Source organism: Brevibacillus sp. HB1.4B, assembly GCF_013284285.1.
In the GTDB taxonomy this organism is placed as follows: Bacteria; Bacillota; Bacilli; order Brevibacillales; family Brevibacillaceae; genus Brevibacillus; species Brevibacillus porteri.
The window spans coordinates 262,624-282,240 of record NZ_JABSUT010000004.1; the positions used below are offsets into that span (position 1 = coordinate 262,624).

General features: G+C 45.7%; 15 protein-coding genes. 11 read left to right on the plus strand and 4 right to left on the minus strand.

Going from position 1 to position 19,617, the window contains the following annotated elements; all coding sequences use genetic code 11:
* Nucleotides 1–24: 24 nt before the first annotated feature.
* Together HP398_RS11850 and HP398_RS11855 are read right to left on the minus strand one after the other, a co-directional pair.
* Nucleotides 25–1,641 (minus strand): DHA2 family efflux MFS transporter permease subunit, encoded by a 1,617-nt coding sequence (locus HP398_RS11850; RefSeq protein ID WP_017249893.1) that lies wholly within the window; start codon nucleotides 1,639–1,641, stop codon nucleotides 25–27.
* Nucleotides 1,629–2,078 carry a MarR family winged helix-turn-helix transcriptional regulator gene (locus tag HP398_RS11855; protein WP_026043190.1) on the minus strand — a complete coding sequence of 150 codons (450 nt, stop codon included), beginning with the start codon at nucleotides 2,076–2,078 and terminating at the stop codon, nucleotides 1,629–1,631. Before HP398_RS11855 ends, HP398_RS11850 begins: the two co-directional genes overlap by 13 nt.
* Before the next feature lie 275 nt (nucleotides 2,079–2,353).
* Between HP398_RS11855 and HP398_RS11860 the strand changes: the two genes are divergently transcribed.
* Both HP398_RS11860 and HP398_RS11865 read left to right on the plus strand, forming a co-directional pair.
* Nucleotides 2,354–4,075, plus strand: coding sequence for an amidohydrolase (locus tag HP398_RS11860; RefSeq protein ID WP_173622671.1), 1,722 nt, complete (start codon nucleotides 2,354–2,356; stop codon nucleotides 4,073–4,075).
* A gap of 131 nt (nucleotides 4,076–4,206) precedes the next feature.
* Nucleotides 4,207–4,665 (plus strand): GNAT family N-acetyltransferase, encoded by a 459-nt coding sequence (locus HP398_RS11865; protein ID WP_173622672.1) that lies wholly within the window; start codon nucleotides 4,207–4,209, stop codon nucleotides 4,663–4,665.
* Between the two features lie 91 nt (nucleotides 4,666–4,756).
* Here HP398_RS11865 and HP398_RS11870 read toward each other — a convergent pair whose 3' ends face one another.
* Complete coding sequence (locus HP398_RS11870; RefSeq protein ID WP_017249896.1) at nucleotides 4,757–5,470, minus strand: response regulator transcription factor; 714 nt, start codon at nucleotides 5,468–5,470, stop codon at nucleotides 4,757–4,759.
* Nucleotides 5,471–5,502: 32 nt separating this feature from the next.
* On the minus strand, nucleotides 5,503–6,669 hold the full coding sequence (locus HP398_RS11875) for a sensor histidine kinase (RefSeq protein ID WP_173622673.1): 1,167 nt from the start codon (nucleotides 6,667–6,669) through the stop codon (nucleotides 5,503–5,505).
* A 228-nt stretch (nucleotides 6,670–6,897) separates the two neighbouring features.
* Here HP398_RS11875 and HP398_RS11880 point away from each other — a divergent pair, with 228 nt between their 5' ends.
* The 9 genes from HP398_RS11880 (at nucleotide 6,898) to HP398_RS11920 (ending at nucleotide 19,611) form a co-directional block, all read left to right on the plus strand.
* Nucleotides 6,898–7,281 carry a MarR family winged helix-turn-helix transcriptional regulator gene (locus HP398_RS11880; protein ID WP_017249898.1) on the plus strand — a complete coding sequence of 128 codons (384 nt, stop codon included), beginning with the start codon at nucleotides 6,898–6,900 and terminating at the stop codon, nucleotides 7,279–7,281.
* A 38-nt stretch (nucleotides 7,282–7,319) separates the two neighbouring features.
* Complete coding sequence (locus tag HP398_RS11885; protein WP_173622674.1) at nucleotides 7,320–10,451, plus strand: efflux RND transporter permease subunit; 3,132 nt, start codon at nucleotides 7,320–7,322, stop codon at nucleotides 10,449–10,451.
* A 20-nt stretch (nucleotides 10,452–10,471) separates the two neighbouring features.
* A complete protein-coding gene (locus HP398_RS11890) occupies nucleotides 10,472–11,701 on the plus strand; it encodes an efflux RND transporter periplasmic adaptor subunit (RefSeq protein WP_017249900.1) in 1,230 nt (409 codons plus the stop codon).
* A gap of 130 nt (nucleotides 11,702–11,831) precedes the next feature.
* Nucleotides 11,832–13,283, plus strand: coding sequence for a polysaccharide deacetylase family protein (locus tag HP398_RS11895; protein ID WP_173622675.1), 1,452 nt, complete (start codon nucleotides 11,832–11,834; stop codon nucleotides 13,281–13,283).
* 159 nt (nucleotides 13,284–13,442) lie between these two features.
* Nucleotides 13,443–14,450, plus strand: coding sequence for an ABC transporter substrate-binding protein (locus HP398_RS11900; protein ID WP_173622676.1), 1,008 nt, complete (start codon nucleotides 13,443–13,445; stop codon nucleotides 14,448–14,450).
* A gap of 176 nt (nucleotides 14,451–14,626) precedes the next feature.
* Nucleotides 14,627–15,394: an ABC transporter ATP-binding protein gene (locus HP398_RS11905; protein WP_017249903.1), complete on the plus strand. Its 768-nt coding sequence runs from the start codon at nucleotides 14,627–14,629 to the stop codon at nucleotides 15,392–15,394.
* Between the two features lie 13 nt (nucleotides 15,395–15,407).
* Complete coding sequence (locus HP398_RS11910; RefSeq protein WP_173622677.1) at nucleotides 15,408–17,285, plus strand: FtsX-like permease family protein; 1,878 nt, start codon at nucleotides 15,408–15,410, stop codon at nucleotides 17,283–17,285.
* A gap of 223 nt (nucleotides 17,286–17,508) precedes the next feature.
* Nucleotides 17,509–18,123, plus strand: a complete 615-nt coding sequence (locus HP398_RS11915; protein WP_017249905.1) for a hypothetical protein — start codon at nucleotides 17,509–17,511, stop codon at nucleotides 18,121–18,123.
* Between the two features lie 468 nt (nucleotides 18,124–18,591).
* Nucleotides 18,592–19,611 carry an ABC transporter substrate-binding protein gene (locus HP398_RS11920; protein WP_173622678.1) on the plus strand — a complete coding sequence of 340 codons (1,020 nt, stop codon included), beginning with the start codon at nucleotides 18,592–18,594 and terminating at the stop codon, nucleotides 19,609–19,611.
* Nucleotides 19,612–19,617: the final 6 nt, after the last annotated feature.

Sequence of the window (19,617 nt, forward strand, 5' to 3'; positions counted from 1 at the left end):
ACAAGTGCCCTCTTCCTTTTCCTATTAAGCCTTTTCTACTTCGCCTTCTGGCTTCTGTCCCATCTTCCCACTACGTAGTGGAATTTCCTTCAGGAACAGCGCGATGATGACAGCGATTCCCGCTACAATCGCTCCAGTTAAAAACGTAGTCGTAATCCCATAGCTCATCGCTTCCCGGATCATATCCAGCATGTGAGTAAACAGCGGTTGCAAATCCGGTGGCAGACTAGCCAGCGTGGCTTCAATTTTCGGCTGATCCAACAAATTTTGTGGATTCGTAAAGAGCGCCAACTTTTCTGCCAGAGCAGGATCGGCTGCTGCGGGATTGTTCCCTTGACCCATGGCTCCCGACAGTTGCGTCATTTTCGCAGACATGCTGGCACTCATGACGGTTCCCATGACAGCAATTCCAATGGTCCCACCGAGGTTGCGGAAAAGCTGCGACGTTGCTGTAGCGACACCCAATTGCTGTGGTGCGACAGCATTTTGCACGGTCAAGGAGAAGACCGGCATCGCAATCCCGATCCCTAATCCGAGAATGACCATGTAGATCACGAGCAAGTAAATCGGTGTGGTTGGAGACATGAAATACATCAGTACCATGCCCAAGGTCATGACGAGAAGTCCACCCAACGCCATCTTTTTATATTTTCCTGTCTTGGTCATGATTTGTCCGGCGATTGCGGAGGTCGCGAGCATGGCGATAGACATCGGCATCGCCACATAACCGGCCATCGTCGGAGAGATGCCTTTGACCCCTTGGACAAAGAACGGCACATAAATGATCGCGCCCATCATCCCGGCATTCAGGAAGAATCCGACCAGATTGGAGACAGTAAAAATACTGTTTTTGAACAAGCCCAGTGGAAGTACAGGCGTTTTTACTTTCATTTCAATCATAATAAACACGATCAACGCAACAATTGTGGTGGCAAACAAACCAATAATTTGCCACGAGCCCCAAGCGTATTTGCCCGGACCATCTCCTGCCCATGAGAAGGCGAGCAGCATGGGGACGATGGTGAGCGTCAAGAACAGCGAGCCGAAGTAGTCGACAGACTCTCCTTCTTGCTTCGGTACTTTTGGGAAATGAATCATGATCAACAAAAAGGCAATTACGCCAATCGGTAAGAAGATCCAGAACACCCAGTGCCAGTCGAGATGGTCGACGATATAGCCACCCATCAGAGGACCAAGCACACTGGATACGCCGAAGACGGCACTCATGATTCCGCCCCACTTTGCGCGCTCGCGAGGTTCATACAGATCACCCATAGCGGTAAAGGCAGTAGACATGATGATCCCGGCACCTGCTCCTTGAATGCCACGATACGTAATTAATTGGAAAATGTCGGTAGAAAACCCGGACAACAAGGCCCCGATACTAAACAACCCGATACCCGTCAATATAAATGGTTTTCTTCCATATATATCGGAGAGCTTCCCAACCAGCACAGAAGCGACAGTGGAGGTCAGCAAATAAATCGTAATCGCCCACGAATAGTAATCCATGCCACCCAGCTTCGAAATAATACGCGGCATGGCAACTCCGATAATAGTCTGGTTGATCGCGGCGAAAAACATAGCTGTAATAATCGCGATCATAATCGTCACTTTCTTTTTCTCTGTTAGCTGTTGCAATCTTGATGCTCCTCTCTTTGTTGCTCTATATTTTTCAGAACCTGGCGATAGATGCGGACTAAGTGTTGCTTGTCTTCATCAGATACGCCGGCAAAAAACTGTTCAATGGTGTTCCTCACCACAGCTTTGTATTGCTGTAGGATTTCTTTTCCTTGATCGGTTATGTCCAGTTGTACGACGCGGCGATCCGTATTGTCACGATTTCTCGTGGCATAGCCGCAAGCAATCAATTTATCAGCGAGACTCGTAACGGCTCCGGGGGTAATATTCATACGTTCTGCAATAGAAGATGCTTTCTGCGGACCATTCATATCTAGAATTCGCAAAAGCATGGCTTGTGATCCTGACACGAGTGGGTCCAGACGCTTGTGTGACTCAGCCGAAACTTTTCGTTGGAGTTGAATATAAAGCTCTTCAAAATTGACTTGGCTTGGCATAGTACCCTCTCCTGTTTTCACTATTTAATTATATATGTGATAAAATGTTTACCCCCTAAAACATTTACGAGTATACATCGAATCATGCAGGGAAGTCAAAATCAACCTTTTACCAATTTGACCAATTCCATTAGTCAATATGTGAGTGATTTCGCCATCAATCGGGAAAATATACTAATTTTCGACCGGATTTCATGGAATTTTCAGAGTTGCGATGCTACAATCAGTTTTGGCATTCTTTTCATCTTAGATAAATAGATAGGTGGGATTTGAACGTGTTTGGGAAAAAATTAACCAGCGCAATGCTCGCCACAGCGCTGATGAGCCCGATGTCGGCTTTTGCCGCCCAAGAGACAAAACAGCCAGCAGATGTCGTGCTAACCAACGGTACGGTCTACACAGTGGACATGAAGAACAGCTGGGCAGAGGCAGTGGCCATTCGCGGTGACGAAATCGTCTTTGTCGGCGCAGATGAATATGCGAAAGCACACATCGGCAAGGATACAAAAGTAATCGATCTGAAAGGTCAAATGGTGTTGCCGGGCTTTATCGACAGCCATACGCATGCGAGTAAAACGACGGGACTCATTTTCTCCATTGATTTGTTTGACGGAGGCTCTGTCGAGGAATATGTTGCAACCATCGAGAAATTCGTAAAAGAGCATCCAAACGAACCAACATTGCAAGGCCGCGGCTGGAGCAATCCGGTAGTACCTGGTATCGGTCCACGCAAGGAAGTATTGGATAAAATTGTCCCAAAGACTCCAATCGCACTGACCTCGGATGATGGACATTCTTTGTGGGTGAACTCGGCAGCGTTGAAGCTGGCCGGAATCAAGAAGGATACGCCAAATCCTGAAGGCGGCATTATCGAGCGCGATCCGAAAACAGGAGAACCTTCTGGAACGTTGCGTGAAAGCGCCATGGATCTGGTACTGTCAAAAATCGGCGGATACACCGTACAGCAATACAAGTCCGGAATTGAAGCTTACCAAGAAAAAGCGGTTGAACGCGGTGTAACTACAGTGCGCGACCCGGATATGCTGCGCTATCCGAACGTATTGGAAGCATACGAGGAGCTCGCGAAAGAGGACAAGCTGACCATCCGCTTCCGCAATGCATTGACAGCGAATCCGGAAAAGGGACCTGAACAGGTCGCAGAATTCGTAAAAATCCGTGAGCGCAATCAAAACCCCCTATTCCAAGTCAACGCCGTCAAAATCTTCTTGGATGGTGTCGTAGAAGGCGCTACCGCTTACTTGGAAAAACCGTATGTCCATAAAGAAACAAACGGAGAATTAATCTGGAAGCAAGAGGTTTACAATCAAACAGCTGCCGCAGTAGACAAGGCAGGCTTCCAATTGCACGTCCATTCCATCGGTGATGCTTCTACCCGCATTGCACTGGACGGTATGGAGCTCGCTGAAAAACAAAATGGCAAGCACGATGCTCGCCACTCGCTCGTTCACTTGCAACTGGTCAACGAATCAGACATCGAGCGCTTCAAAAAGCTGGGGGCAGTCGGAATCGTGCAGCCGTTCTGGTTTATGCAGGAAGAGGGCTACTACGATGAGATCGAAGTACCGTACTTGGGCCGCGAACGCGCAGAAAAAGAATACCCGATGAAGAGCTTCCTGAATAAAGGGGTGCATGTAGCTTCTTCGTCGGACTACATCGTAACGCCAGAATTCAATCCACTGCACGGCATTCAACAAGGCATTACGCGGATCGAGGATGGTGTAACCGATCCGAGCAAAATCGCCAATCCAGAAGAACGTGCGACGCTTGCTGAAATGATCGCCAGCTTCACGATTAATGGTGCTTACGCCAACCACGTGGATGATATCACAGGCTCGATCGAAGTCGGCAAGAAGGCAGATCTCATCGTGCTCGATAAAAACTTGTTCAAAATTCCGGCCACTCAAATCAAGGATGCGAAAGTCGTGCTGACCTTGGTTGAAGGGAAGGAAGTCTATCGTCAAAAGGAAGCAAAGTAAGAGAGGAAAAATGGTCGTCCATTGCGATGACCATTTTTTTGTGCGTGAGGGCGGGAAGGATTCTTTTTGTACGTGAAGAATCAGGTAAACGCTAGATGGTTTACAAAAATTGTATAAATGGGAGGGTCAAGATGAACATTCGCAGAGCAAAAGGACAAGAAGCAAGCGAACTGAGCGAGCTAGCCTATCGCTCCAAAGCTTATTGGGGATACAGTGATGAATTCATGGAGGCCTGTCGTGACGACCTGACGCTATCACCTGCCTATATCGAGAAACACGAAGTATATGTGCTAGAGGATGAGGGCAGCATCAAGGGCTTCATGAGTTTGGAAAAGGATGCTGAGCAAGAGCAGTGGCTGTTAGGCTTTTTGTTCATGGAACCGGAGGTAGTAGGAAAAGGTTACGGAAAGGCTCTGTGGCAGCATATGGTAGAAGTGGCACAAAAGCAAGAAATCTCAGTCATCACCATCCATAGTGACCCGTACGCAGAACCGTTTTACTTGTCGAGGGGAGCAAAGCGAGTAGGAGAAATCGTGTCTACTGTGTTCCCTGGAAGAGTATTGCCGTTGTTGGAAGTGGAGATCGGATAGGTACGGAGTATGGAATAGCTGCAGTCTATTCCAATCAGCTGTCAACGCTCAAGCATGGCTTATATGCTTGGGCTTTTTTGCGTTTCCTTTATTATTTCACGATTTTATACCGGATCGCCTTGGCAACTGCCTGTGTACGATCTTCTACGCCCATTTTCTGCAAAATCCGATGGATATGCGTCTTGACGGTTCCCTCGGAGATGAGCAAGTGCTGCGCAATTTGATCGTTCCGTTTGCCGTAGGATAGCTGCTCTAGTACGTCCTGCTCTCGATCGGTCAACTGATCTAACATGACAAGAGGGGGAAGTACAGATTCAGCATCAGAGTCAGAATGAGAGGCAGACTCGTGATTCTTTTGTTGACACTGTAGAACCTCCGCTAGAGCCTTGGCAGCAGTAGCCGTGTAGAAAAGTGCCTCTCCTTGATGGGCCCTGCGAATGAGGTCCAACATATCCTGTGAATCGGAATCCTTTAGCATATAGCCGATAGCACCTGCCCGAATACCGTCTACGATGTAATCGTACGTGTCAAAGGTTGTGAGGATTAATACTTTTATCGAAGGATGGAGTCGAGTGATTTCTCTGGTTGCATCGATTCCTGACATGTTTGGCATCTGTACATCCATTAAGACTACATCAGGAATGACTTCTCCTACGAGCTTCACGGCTTCTTCTCCATTGGAAGCCTCTCCGCTTACTTCCATATCCTTCTGCATTTTTATGACATACCCCAATCCTTGACGGATCATCGTTTGGTCATCGACCAGGACCACACGAATGGTCTCTTTTTTGATTTTATTTACCATGCTGGCATTCCTCCGTATAGATCGCTATTTGTTTACCAAAGCGGAAAGCTGATATCAATTTGAAAGCCGTGGGGCTCTCGAATGGAATAGGAAAGGTCTCCATTTAATTGCTTGGTTTGTTCTGCGATACCTGTTAAACCAAAGCCTAGTTTGATTTGATGATGATTCGTAATATTCCCATTGTCCCAAATAGACAGGAATAGGAAGTTTTGCTTTTTTTCAATCGAGATGAAAATCTCTGTTGCATTCGAATGTCGAATGGAATTGGTAATAGCTTCTTGGAGAATCCGGTAAAGCGTAATGGTCATCTGCTGTGAGAGCGGAATATCTGGATTGGGACTGATCAAATGCATTTTGATGTTGGTATGCTGTTGGGCTCGTGATAAGAGTATACGCAGCGGTGAGATTCCTAGAGAGGATTTGTCTGCGGCTAATGTATGTACAGACGAGCGTATATCATCGAGGCTTTGCTTGGATACCGAAAGCATGTCTCGCACAGCCTCCTGTGCGTCACTCGGTCCGCCTTGCAACATGTATTTCAAGGCATTCAATTGAACGATTAACGATGTGAGACTGTGTCCCAAGGCGTCGTGAACATCACGGGCGATTCTGGTCCTCTCCTCCAGGACAGCGGCACGGAGTGTATTCACAGAGGCTGCTTGAAGTTCAGAATGAGCTTCCTGAAGTTCAACATGCGCCTCTTGCAATTGTTTCAGATGCTGCTGACTCGATTCCTTTGCTTGCTTTTGAAGAGATAATCCTCGTGCGCCGATATACCATCCGATATAGGCCACGACATAGCCTACTACCTCCTCAAAAATATAGTCTTTATAAAAGAACATGTGAGAAAAGGAGCATGCGCCAAAAAAAATCGCATAGTACAATCGGCGGCGTTCAAGAATGTGAAATCCAATAAAAGCTACCAATGGCAAGGATAGACCGACCTCTTCTCCTACATATAGAACCTTTATAAATGACACGGTACCAAGAACGATAATGGCGATGTCTTTTTGAAAAGGTCTCCAATTTTTTTGGGGCCTGAGAAACACCAGCAGGAAGCAGAAGATAATGATCAGAGTGATGATAAAGGGAATGGTGGGTTCATGCATGTAAGCAGTTGGAATGAGAAAAAATGAGAACAATACAAAAAAACAAATAAGCAGGAAACGTGAACGTAAAGATGCAGTTGAAGCGTTCAAGAAGACAACCTCCTTTCTTGGAATACGTACCCATTATAGTTTCATTTTAGCATGCGCTGTCGTCTATCTCCGGGTGTACGGTCTTCTATCTCTGGATAGATAAAATCAAATTCCACAATTTGACTACCCGATAGACTTCGGGGACGAATCGTATAAGTACAATGTGATCTGTGGAGGGGAACTCCCCGAACGATAGTCCGAAAAATAGAGAATGGGTAGGAGGCTTTTATGAACGAACTGTTTCAGTTAGCGAAGATTCTACGGGATACGAGCACCGTGTTTTCCACGCTTTCCATGCAAGCATTGGATTCAAGTGATATCACCTGGCAACAAGTTCTCATTCTGGAGCAAATCGCGATCAGCCCGAAAACAATGGGAGAAATCAGCAAGGCGATTGATCTTTCGTATAGTACGACCTCAGGTTTAATCAGTCGGTTGGAACAGATGAACTTGGTGCGCAGATTTCGTGATAAATCGGATCGGAGAATTGTGTGGGCAGCATTGACGGAGCGTGTGCCAGCGAATTGGACGGGACAAGAAGGAAGTGCTTGCACACCTGCATCGCTGCATTCCTTGCGCGCGCTTATTTTGGAGAAAGAAATACTGAGCTGATACGCTGAGCTCTCTACAAAAGAAGAGGTGAGAAAATTTTGAATTTATCAGAACTGTCCATTAAACGTCCGGTCACGATGATTATGATATCCGTAGCGATCTTCATTTTTGGTTTGGTTACCTTTCCTCGCTTGGCTATTGAATTGATGCCATCGCTGACTTCTCCGGTCGCCGTAGTTGTTACCTCTGTAGAGGGGGCGGCTCCAGCTGAGGTAGAAAAGCTGGTTACCAAACCGATGGAAAATGCTCTAGGCACGGTTCCGAATTTAGACAAGATCACATCAACTTCTGTTAATGGCTCATCCTCGGTCATCCTCCATTTCAAGTGGGGAACAAACATGGATCAAGCGACGCTGAATATGCGAGATAAAGTAGATTTGGTCCGAGGGAGCTTGCCTGAATCAGCTGGTTCACCAAGGGTGTTGAAATTTGATCCGACGAGCCAGCCGATTATTGACCTGGCTGTAACTGGCGATCAAGATGTCAACAAACTGAAAAAAGTCGCAGATGATTTAATTAAATCCCGCTTGGAACGAATTAACGGTGTCGCTTCTGTCACTGTGACAGGTGGGCAAGAGCGAATCGTCGACATCATCGTGGACCCCGCCAAACTAGCTGCCTATGGATTGACATTGGATCAAATAAAGTCAGCACTAGAAAACAGCAATGTATCTGGATCAGCTGGTGCGATACGGGAAGGTGACGGAAAGACCAGTATCCGCGTGCAAGGAGAATTCACCAATGTGGACACCATTGCACTCACTCCGATCTCTGTCGGTGGAAGCTTCATCCGATTAAGCGATATCGCGAAAGTAACAGACACGATCAAAGAAGTGACCGAGCTGAGCTACGTTGATGGAAAGCCGAGCTTGGCAGTTGCTGTGATGAAAGGCACCGGAGGCAATACGATCAAAATCGCGAAAGACGTAAAGGCAGAGCTAGAGAAGATTAATAGCACGCTTCCAGCAAATGTAGAAACACGTATCGTTTTCGATACCTCCACATACATCCAGAGCTCTGTTGACAACACGGTGGTACATGCTCTGGCAGGTGGTGCCATTGGTGTACTCATGCTGTTCTTCTTCTTGGGCAGTCTGTCGTCTATGCTCATTGCGGTCATTGTCCTGCCTGTATCGATCATATCGACCTTCCTCTTGATGTACATGACGGGTCAAACAATCAACTTGATTTCCCTAGCAGGTCTCACACTCGGATTGGGATCATTAGTAGACTTTGCGGTCGTTATGCTGGAAAACATTTTCCGTCAGCGGGAACAGGGTAAGAGCATGATGGAAGCGGCATTGGTCGGTTCCAAAGAAGTAGGAACGGCAGTAATGGCTTCCGCATTGGCACAAATTTGCGTATTCTTACCGATTGCACTGACACAAGGTCTGGTTGCTGAGCTGTTCGCACCGTTAGCTTTGACGGTCGTTTTCTCACACATCGCAGCACTCGTTTTCACGTTCTTGCTGGTTCCGATGATGAGTGCTCGTATGTTAAAAACAATACCGGAGCATACGAATCACGAAAACTATCGAGGCATCAATCCGTTGATCTGGTTTAATATCGGGTTCCATAAAGTAGAAAAAGGCTATCAAAGGGTGCTCAAATGGGCATTGGGTCATCGAAAAACGGTGATTGGATCTGCTTTTGCCATGTTGATTGGCTCCTTAATGCTAGTTCCATCTCTCGGCGCAGGATTTTTCCCAGATATGGATCAAGGATTAATCCAGGTAGAGATCAAGCTGCCAAAGGGTACCGTCTTGACGGAAACTGAAAAAGTAATGAAGCAGGTAGAAGAAGTGGTCAATCAAGTGCCAGAAAAGAAATTGGTCAAGTCCTCGGTCGGGGGTGGCGACGGTATTTCAGAGAGCGGTGCATCTACTTCTCATAACGCCACGATCGATCTGCAAATTGGAGAGATTTCTACAAGAAAGCGATCAACAGAGGAAATTGCTGTGAGTTTGCAAGAGCAAGTCAAGCATATTGCAGGAGCAGATATCAAGGTGAAATTCCTTTCCGGTGGTATGGGGGGCGGACCAGCTATCTCGATTGAAATTCGCGGAGATGATCTGGACGTCTTAACGGAACTGAGCGAGATTGTGAAAGGGGAAATAGCCAAGGTACCGGGAACGATGAACGTATCTACCAGTGTTCAGGAAATGAGTCAGGAGTTCGATGTGAAGGTCAATACAGAGAAGGCAAGTTTGTACGGATTGACAACAAATGAAATCCTTTCTGCTGTGCGAACTTCTTTCCAGGGTCAAACGGTTACCCAGTATCGTACGGGCGAAGATGAAATTGATATCAATCTCAAGCTGCCAGAAGACTATAAGGAAGATATTAATTACTTGAAGAACTTGCGTATTTCCACGCCGACGGGCGCTCAAATCAGCCTCACATCCGTAGCGACCATCAGCAAAGTCGATGTACCGCCATCAATTGAGCGCAAAAACATGACGCGTGAAGTGACGGTCACAAGCGATTTGATCGGGGATAACCTGCAAGCGGCCTCGACGGAAATTACGAGTATTATCAATAAGCTGAATGTTCCGGACGGATACACCATCGAAATGGGCGGGCAAAGCGAGGATATGGGAAATTCTTTTGTGAATCTGGGTCTCGCGATTGTCTTGTCCGTCGTGCTTGTGTACATGGTCATGGCTGCTCAGTTTGAATCACTCTTTAGTCCATTTATCATCATGTTCTCGGTTCCTCCGAGCCTTACTGGGGTCATATTGGGGCTTTTGTTTACAGGTACGCCTATTACCGTATCTGTTTTGATCGGGTACATTTTGCTGATCGGTCTGGTTGTGAACAATGCGATTGTGTTAATCGACTTGATCAACCAGTTGCGTGCAAAGGGTTGGGAGTTACATGAAGCGATTTTACATGCGGGGCCTGCTCGTCTGCGCCCGATTTTGATGACAACCCTCACGACGATTATGGCTATTGCTCCGCTCTCCGTTGCTGCTGGGTCTGGTTTAGAACTGCAAGCGCCAATGGCTACTACCGTCATGTACGGTTTGATTTTCTCTACCATGATCACACTGATACTCGTACCTGTCGTTACCGTATGGTTTGATGAGATGGGACAAAAGAGACGCAACAAACGCAAGCAAAAGCAGGAAAAGAAAAGCCTTACCACTTTGGAATCGACAAATGCATGAGAAAAGAGGAGGAACCATTCATGATCATAAATAAAAGAATCGCGATTGTGGCGCTACTTTCCCTTACCTTGATCACAGGCTGCGCAAGCCAGGAGGATGCGACGACGACTGCTGCCCAACCAGCAGAAACGGTTACCCCTGTACAGGTTGCAACAGTGGCACAAGGTGTGGTCACATCTGAGTCTGGACTGACAGCAAAATTGGCACCGAGTGAGGAAGTCCAAATGTCACCAAAAGCTAGCGGGAAAATTGCATCTCTCCCAGTAAAGCTGGGTCAGGCCGTAACAAAAGGACAATTATTGTTTACACTCGATACGAATGAGCTGTCTAACAGTGTAAGAGAACAAGAAGCATCTCTTAGTGTGGCAAAAGCGAACTTAACCCAAGCAGGCAGCACCTCTAACCAAAGTTTGGTGGAAGCACAAAATGATTTGACGGAAGCAGAACGAGCGCTTGCTGACGCCAAACTGAATCAACAACGTAATCAGAAGCTGCTTGCAGAGGGAGCGATTGCTACTGAGAAAATGGAAGAGGCAAATACAACGCTCACAAAAGCCCAAATTTCCTACGACAATGCACAGCAGAAGCTGCAAGGCGCGAAACAAAAAACAGGTGTGCAAGTATCGGCAGCGAGCGTAACGGAGTCACAGGTCCGACTGCAAAATGCTCGCGAGCAATTGGCGAATGCAACGGTTGTCTCCCCAATCGACGGATTTGTCGCAAGCGTGACTGGAGCAGTAGGACAGATGACAGGACAGCAACCCATTGTGACTGTCGTCAAAACGAATCCACTTGTGGTCAAAGCGAATTTGTCCGAAGCAGATGTGACGAAAGTAAAAGTGGGAACAGTTGTCAAAGTATACGTGCAGTCTACAGGCAAAACGATTGATGCAAATGTAACGGCAATTAGTCCGGTCATGGATTCGCAGCTCAAAGCCTATCCAGTAGAAATCACGATCCCGAATGCTTCCAATGAATTGAAGTCCGATATGGTCGTGAATGTTACTTTCCCACAAGGATCAGAAGAAGCGAAGTCACTGGTCATTCCTCGCAAGGCGGTATTTGATCGTGAAGGCAGACAATATGTGTTCAAGCTAGAAGGGGAAATAGCCAAGCAAGTGGAAGTGTCGACGGGCAACTCGACAAGCGAGTTGATTGAAGTAGTATCTGGCCTAGCAAATGGAGATAAAGTCGTGGTAAAAGGACAGACGCTGCTTGCGGATGGCGGCAAGGTGAGTATTCAGGAGTAAGCAGAAATGGAAGAAAAAAGAGGCGGAGCAGATCCGCCTCTTTTTGTTATCAAATGGAAAAATTATCTACTCTACCAAAAATGCCAAACAGAGTATAATTTTAGTTATGGCGATTGATAAGGAGTCATAAATGATTATTTCCACCAAACTGTGCAAAGGGATTGTCCTGCTCATGACAGTCGTGCTCGTCTCCGGATGCTCGATGTTTGCGAGCAAAGATGAATCCACTGAGCGCCAGAAGATAGAGAAGAAACAGAAAATTACCCGTTACACGGGTGAAAAAAGTAAGGTGTTGTCTCAAGTATACACGGGGCGCAAGGAACTAGCTCTGACGTTTAACGGCATGGGCGATGATAAGATGATGAAAAGTCTTTTGGAGCAGCTAGATGCTCATAAGATCAAAGCAACCTTTTTTCTACCAGGCATGCGTGTCGCCGAGGAACCAAACATCGCCAAGGAAATTTTGAACCGCGGTCATGAAATCCAAAACAACACACTGAATCAACTGGACATGAGCAAGCTCAGCTACGAGCAGATCTATCGGGAGATTCAGTTGAGTAATGAGGTAATCAAACGCGAGACGGGTATTTCGCCTCGCTATGTGCGAACCAAATCTGGCGATGTGACGGATGACGTTCGTTTGGCAGCCGCCCATCTCGGGATGGAAGCGGTCGTCAGCTACAATATCAACCCGAAGGACCGTGATTTGCAGAAAGACGCCAAAACCATCGGAGATTACATAGCTCGCTACATGTCCAGAGGTAGCATTATCTCACTCAATACAGACATCAATCCTGAGGTGATTCCTGCCATTCCATTGATCGCCAAGGCAGCAGCGGATATCGGCTACCAGTTTGTCCCGCTCAGTGAGATGGTGAAAAACGGCAGTGAACGCAAGCCGCTGGAACAAATACCAGGCTTTGACGCAGTAAAATTGAATCCGCAATTCGAAAATGCCAAGTATGAGCTCGTCTATCAAGTCGACACAAATAAAAAACAGATCGCGTTAACCTTTGACGACTGGGGAAGCGACAAAACCGTAACGAAACTATTAGACATTTTGGCAGAGCATGATGTCAAAGCGACCTTCTTCTTGCGAGCAAAAGGGGTGGAGAACAACCCGAATTTGGCGAGAGCGATGGTGGAGGGTGGTCATGATGTGGCAAACCATTCTTATAACCATCCGGTCATAACGACGCTGACAGCGGAGGAATTGCAGAAGGACGTGGTCAAAGCACACCAGGTGATTACCGAAGCGATTCAACAGCAGCCTGTCATGCTGTTCCGTCCGCCGACTGGCGTAGTAGACGATCATACAGCCAAAGTGATTGCAGCCACGGGTTACAAGGTCATTGCGTTGTACGATGTCACCACATTGGATTGGGACAAGAAAAACAGTGCCCAAGATATTGTAAATGGCGTCATGAGCAAGACGAAAAATGGCAGTATCATTTTGCTGCATATGCTCGATGACATCCACACGATTGAGGCACTCCCGATTGTATTGAAAAGCCTGAAAAGCAAAGGCTACACCTTTGTAAAGATGGACGATATGATCAAACAAAGCCGCTCCGGTAACTAATCCCTTTCTCAGAAAGGGATTTTTTTTGTCTATTTTCGCAAAGCTCGGGCGATTGACAGTAAAAATACTCTTTGTTATAGTTTTGACGATAATGATAATCAATATCGATAAAATCATTACTTACATTTATCTTACAAACATACATAAGGGAGGCTCATCATGATTCCGAACAAAACAATAAAAGCTGTCCTTGCTGTCATTTTTGTGTTCTCGCTTTTTTTGACAGCATGTGGTGGAGCAAATACGACAACGTCAGCACCTGCGACGGATTCTGCTTCCAAGCCAGCTGACAAGTCAACAGAAGCCCCTACTGAGAACAAAATGCGCAGTATCGAAACACCAAAAGGGACGATTCAAATTCCTGACAAGCCACAACGTATTGTGACCGACTACTACGCAGGCGAGTTGATTGCAGTAGGCGGAAACGTCATCGGTGCAGAGACAGAAGCTTTCAAAAGCCCGTTTACTGTTGAACAATTAAAAAATGCGCAGGACGTAGGTAGCCCGCGAATCAATGTGGAGAAAACGTTAGAGCTCGCTCCTGACCTCATTGTCGTCATGTATGATGATAATTATGAAGCCTTGTCCAAAATCGCTCCAACAGTATATCTCCCGTACGGTACGGCGACAAACATTTACGATACGGTCAAATTGTTCGGAGAAGTGGTTGGCGATAAAGAAAAGGCAGACAAGTTCATTGCAGACTTTGACAAGAAGGCTGCCGAGGGTCGCGAAAAGTTGAAAGGTATCGTGGATGAGAATGCGACTGTCGGTCTCTACGAGCTGACCAACAAAGGAGATTTGTGGATCTTCGGTGACAACGCAGGACGCGGTGGTCAAACGGTGTACAATGCATTGAAGCTGAAAATGCCGCACGCAGGCAAATCCAAAGAACAAACCGTACAGCTGTCCATGGAAACCTTGCCAGAATACGCTGCGGATTACATGTTCGTGACTTTCTACAACCCGGAAAAGAATAGCGAAGCCTTGAAAACCTTACAGGAGTCTGCTGTCTGGAATGCGACCGCTGCTGCCAAAAACAATCAGATTTTCTACAACGACTACGATACATTTTATCGCTATGACCCAATCGCGATCACAGCACATATTGATATGTTCGTAGATATGCTGATCAAAAGACATGAAGAGAACAAAAGTAAAAAATAGCTTATCACGAAAGCCATCCCTCGTCGGATGGCTTTTTTTCGTCTCACGAAATAAACCTTACAAAATGTAAAGAAAACTGTAAGGAACATCAATAGCTCCGATTCTGGAATTTGGTTACAGTTAATAGCGACGGAAACAACGAACGCTAGCCAATAGATAGAATGGAGGAACGTAGAATGAGTACTGCTGTACTAGAAGTGAAAGACGTTCAAAAAATATATGGGACAAAAGGTGAAAGCCAGTCGCATGCCCTAAAAGGCGTATCGATGACCATAGATAAAGGAGAGTTCGTTGGAATCATGGGTCCATCCGGCTCGGGTAAAACGACTCTGCTCAACGTGATTTCCACACTGGATCGTCCAACGCAAGGCTTTATTGAAATTGCGGGAACGAACATTACACAGATGAAGCGTGACCAGCTCGCAGATTTTCGCTCGCAAAAGCTCGGCTTTATCTTTCAAGATTTCAATCTGCTAGAGAATTTGTCCGTGTATGAGAACATTGCATTGCCGTTGTCTCTGCAAGGTGTCCCTTCCAAAGAGATCAGCAACAAAGTAAGTAAAGTAGCACAAACACTCGGGATCGAAGAGATTTTGCAAAAATATCCGGTTCAAATTTCCGGGGGACAAAAACAACGCGCAGCAGCAGCACGCGCACTTGTGCATGACCCTGCGATTTTGCTGGCAGACGAACCGACGGGCGCCCTCGACTCGAAGAATGCCAAAAGCTTGCTGGAAACGATGACAGATTTGAATGAGAACCACCAAGTATCCATCATGATGGTTACGCATGATGCTTTTTCTGCGAGTTATTGCAAACGTATCTTGTTCATTCAAGACGGTAAGCTGTATACCGAGATTCAACGTACGGGGGATCGTCAGCAATTTTTCAAACAAATTCTGGATGTACTGGCCGAGCTAGGTGCATCACATGATGTACGCTAGGAGGTAACGTTTCATGCTTTTAAAGCTATCCTTGTCCAGTATGCGGAAGATGATGAAGGACTATCTGGTTCTGCTCGTGGGTCTGGTCATCTCCATTTCGATTTTTTACATGTTCCAGACGCTTGCCCTCAATTCTGATTACACGAAGAACAACTCGATGATCTCTTCGATTCAGATCGTTTTCAATGTAGGGGCGTTCCTGCTGGCGTTTATCACGATTTTTTATATCTTCTATGCCAACTCATTCCTACTCTCGCTACGGCGCAAAGAGCTCGGAATGTACATGGTCTTAGGGGCGAAGAAGGGGAAAATCAGCCAGATTTTGTTCCTGGAAACATTGACGATGGGAATCATTTCCTTGGTGATCGGTAGCCTGGTTGGTATTGCGCTCGCGAGCGGCATCGGTGTCTTGCTCATGAATCTGTTGGAGATCTCGACAGAGGGTTACTATGCTTTTTATCTGCCGGCAATGTTGATGACATGGGGATTCTTCCTGGTACTCTTTCTGATCACCTCCACGATTAATGCTATTCGTCTGGCCCGTGCTACTGAGCTCGCTCTCATCCGTGCCGAGCAGCAAAATGACAAAATCAAGTCAAAAGGAATCGGAGCGGTATTGGTAGCCATCCTTGGAGTTATCCTGTTGGCTCTGGGCTACACATGCTTGCATCTGCTTATGTACCTGCAAGCACTCGGCTTTATCGTAGGGGCAATTTCCTGCACAATCGGGACGTATTTGATTTTCATCTCGTTGCTGCCAGTTCTTGTACAGGCTTTGAAGAAAAATAGAAAGTTGAATGATAGCAAGTTGAACGCGTTTACCTTTGCACAGCTGCGCTTTAGGGTGAACAACCTGACAAAAATCCTTGGTACAGTAGCAATGTTGATCGGGCTTGGTGTCGGGGCGATGGCAGGGGGCTTGGCGTTCCAGCAAAACGTCAATTTGTTTACCACGGTGTTCCATGTGTATGACGTGAATCTGCATGATCCGGTTGAAGCGGATTATCAGGCGCTGAAAAAAATGAACGTCCTGGAGCAAAATACGTATCGATACAAAGTCGACGACAAGGCGTATTACTACTTGAAGGAAGACTTGCTGGCAAATCCGCTGATGATTTCCACGAACAGCATTCAAAATTACTCTGCTGACAACAAGCCAAAACTTGTGACAGATCCGCTTCCGAAAGAAGCGTATATCGTAAGTGCGTCAAAAGCAGACAATGGTAAATACGATGCCATTCCTGAGGATTGGGACAAAGCTTTATTCACCAATTTTATCAACTACCAGATGATTGAGGGCAAATCTATTCTGGTTGTGGATCAGGCGACGTATGAGCAAACTGCTGGAAGTGAACACAAGGTTCTCCTTGCTAAGGTAGACGACTATTTGAAATACACGCAGGAATTAAAAGCAATGGATGAACGTCAAAAGCAACTGATTGGGTCTATCGTTAATGTAAAAGCAGAAGATGTATATACGTCTTCCAAATACAGCACGTATGCGGGCATGTACATTTTCACAAGCGGTACGATGTTCATGGGCTTCTTCCTCGGAATTGCCTTCCTGGCGATGATGGCGAGCTGCCTGATGTTCAAAATCTTGTCCGGGGCTGCTCGTGACAAAGACCGTTACAGTATGCTGAGAAAAATCGGCGTACGTCAATCGTTGCTCGTAGGCTCGATCTATAAAGAGCTGTTCATGGTATTCATTTTCCCGGCGATCATCGGTCTGATGCACGTATTGATCGGTATGGAGATGTTCTCGTTCATCCTCTTGGATCCGTATCTGAACATCTGGATTCCAACGCTGATTTTCGTTGTGATCTATGCGATTTACTATTACATCACGGTTCAGCTTTATCGTGGAATTGTGTTGCCAAAAGAAGCGTAATCTTAATCGGAAAAATCCTCCTCATTTGAGGGGGATTTTTTGTCTTTTAAACGGACCGTTATAAGCAAAGGACCATTTAACTTGCTAAAGGGACAAAAACATGGGATAAGCTATATGACCAAAGAACTTTAATAAAAATTTTAAGTTTACCCCACTTTATATTTTAGAAGTTTTTTCTAACTTATACCTAGGAAAGAAATCATAAACGTGAAGGAGAATTGGTATGAAAATAAACATTAAAAAAACATCCGTACGTTTGGCAGCTTTAGGATTGGCTACTGCGATTTCCCTATCTGGAGCTTTAGTAGTAAGTGCAAATGAAAAGCCAACTCAAAAGACTGTAGCTCAAAACGAAGAATTGTATGCAGGAACTTACAAAAAGCTCTCAGCTTCCGAAGCTCTTGCCGACAAGGCTGTGAAAGCAGCAATTGATAACGTCTATGCACAGTTTCCAGAAACAAAATCTTATGAGATCATTGCTTATCAAGATGTGGTTTCAAAAGGTGAGTATGATAAGTATGTTATTAGACTTGAAAAAGATTCAAAAAACTTTTTTCACTTTGCAATAGATTCGAAAACGGGGAACCTTAGCTATACCATACAATCATTGGATGCTGCTACAGTTCTATCATACCCAAATGTAAAATCCGGGGTAGATAAATTCTATGCCTCACGTCCAGAAGCAAAATCCTATGTGATTTCAAGTGCCAATATTGTAGACAACTTTGTAAACAAATTTAGCAGATATAACCTTACGTTTACTGGAAAAGATCCCAAACAATCTATCACTATTGGAATAGATGCGAAAACGGGAGAGATTATTCCTACGAAGAAGTAAGAGCTCTAATCTGCTGTCTTTGTTTGTAGGAAATAGTGTTGTAGACTGAACCTGTTTAGATGCCAAAGTTGTTTTGGAGTAAGGCTATCTAGAAAGTCGGCTTAGACTGACTTTCTAGATAGCCCCTTTACGTTCTATCACTACCATATGAAGTATTCTCGACCCCGGTTTCGGCTACGGCTAACACAGCGGCTCCACCAATCAAAATATACCTGATAGGGCCTGACGAAAAAAGCTGCGCGAGTATTTCGCCACGAGATCTGATCGAAATACAAAAAAGGTACAGCATGGGACCGTCTGGCTACAGACCCGTTAACGAATGATCATGCGAGCCTAAGACTTTGAACACATCCCACAGTTGACAAAGATAATGATAATCATTATCATAATCAATGGTTGATTGGAAATCATGTCCATGATCCTTTCTCATTCGAAGCAACAACTAGAAAAGTAAGGGGGAAATTTTCCATGCGTCTTATGAAACTACCAGTGATGCTTGTATTTTTGTCTGCGATGCTGCTGCTCGCTGCTTGCGGCAATGCTGGGTCAACTGCACAATCTGGTTCCAACCAAGCTGCTACAGCTCAACCTGACGCGGCGAAGCCGGCTGAAGTGCAAGTGCGCACAGTGAAACACATGATGGGAGAGGCGACTATCAAAGGCACTCCTAAGCGTATCGTTGCATTGGAATGGAGCTCAGCAGAGCATTTGTTGGCCCTAGGTATTCAGCCTGTAGGGATTGCAGATATTCCCAATATGAAAAAATGGGTGAAGCTCCCTGTGGAGATTGCTCCAGAAGTAGTGGATGTAGGGAGTCGTACTTCACCAAACCTGGAATCGATCATGATGTTGAAGCCAGATTTGATTATCGGTATTAAACGAAATGTAGAAGCCAATTACGACGAAATGAGCAAAATTGCTCCAACGATTGCTTTTGATACGAATCCTGCTGAAGGTCAGGGATCACAGTATGATCGAATGATCGAGATTTTCAAGCAAATTGCCGATATCACGGGTAAAAATGCAGAAGCCGAAGTTGCTTTGAAAGACCTCGACAAGACTTATGCAGAAGCAAAAGATAAACTGACGAAAGCTGGTGCAGATAAAGTTCCATTTGTCCTCGCGATGGGCTACAGCAGTCAAAATGCGGTAGAATTCCGTTTGTCTACGGATAACTCTACAGCAGCAAGTATCTTGATTAACATTGGTCTGACAAATAAGTATAAGCCTAAGAAATTTGAACAGACAGGAATGACATTGGCAGATGTAGAGGCACTTCCAGCGTTGCAGGATGCGAATTTCCTCCATATCATTCAAGCTGATGACAACGTGATTGAGAATCAATTGAAGAACAACCCGGTTTGGAACGGTCTTACTTTTGTAAAAGAGAATCGCGTCTACGCCCTGGGCGGAGATTTGTGGCCGTATGGTGGTACCATGTCTGCAAAGATTCTTGCGAATAAAGTTGTAGATCTGTTGGCAAAATAATGAGTT

Excerpts from the sequence above, each read along its gene's own strand:
- HP398_RS11855 (WP_026043190.1), bottom strand. The coding sequence starts at position 2,078 with ATGCCAAGCCAAGTCAATTTTGAAGAGCTTTATATTCAACTCCAACGA.
- HP398_RS11865 (WP_173622672.1), top strand. The coding sequence starts at position 4,207 with ATGAACATTCGCAGAGCAAAAGGACAAGAAGCAAGCGAACTGAGCGAG.
- HP398_RS11870 (WP_017249896.1), bottom strand. The coding sequence starts at position 5,470 with ATGGTAAATAAAATCAAAAAAGAGACCATTCGTGTGGTCCTGGTCGAT.
- HP398_RS11880 (WP_017249898.1), top strand. The coding sequence starts at position 6,898 with ATGAACGAACTGTTTCAGTTAGCGAAGATTCTACGGGATACGAGCACC.
- HP398_RS11890 (WP_017249900.1), top strand. The coding sequence starts at position 10,472 with ATGATCATAAATAAAAGAATCGCGATTGTGGCGCTACTTTCCCTTACC.
- HP398_RS11895 (WP_173622675.1), top strand. The coding sequence starts at position 11,832 with ATGATTATTTCCACCAAACTGTGCAAAGGGATTGTCCTGCTCATGACA.
- HP398_RS11900 (WP_173622676.1), top strand. The coding sequence starts at position 13,443 with ATGATTCCGAACAAAACAATAAAAGCTGTCCTTGCTGTCATTTTTGTG.
- HP398_RS11905 (WP_017249903.1), top strand. The coding sequence starts at position 14,627 with ATGAGTACTGCTGTACTAGAAGTGAAAGACGTTCAAAAAATATATGGG.
- HP398_RS11910 (WP_173622677.1), top strand. The coding sequence starts at position 15,408 with ATGCTTTTAAAGCTATCCTTGTCCAGTATGCGGAAGATGATGAAGGAC.
- HP398_RS11915 (WP_017249905.1), top strand. The coding sequence starts at position 17,509 with ATGAAAATAAACATTAAAAAAACATCCGTACGTTTGGCAGCTTTAGGA.
- HP398_RS11920 (WP_173622678.1), top strand. The coding sequence starts at position 18,592 with ATGCGTCTTATGAAACTACCAGTGATGCTTGTATTTTTGTCTGCGATG.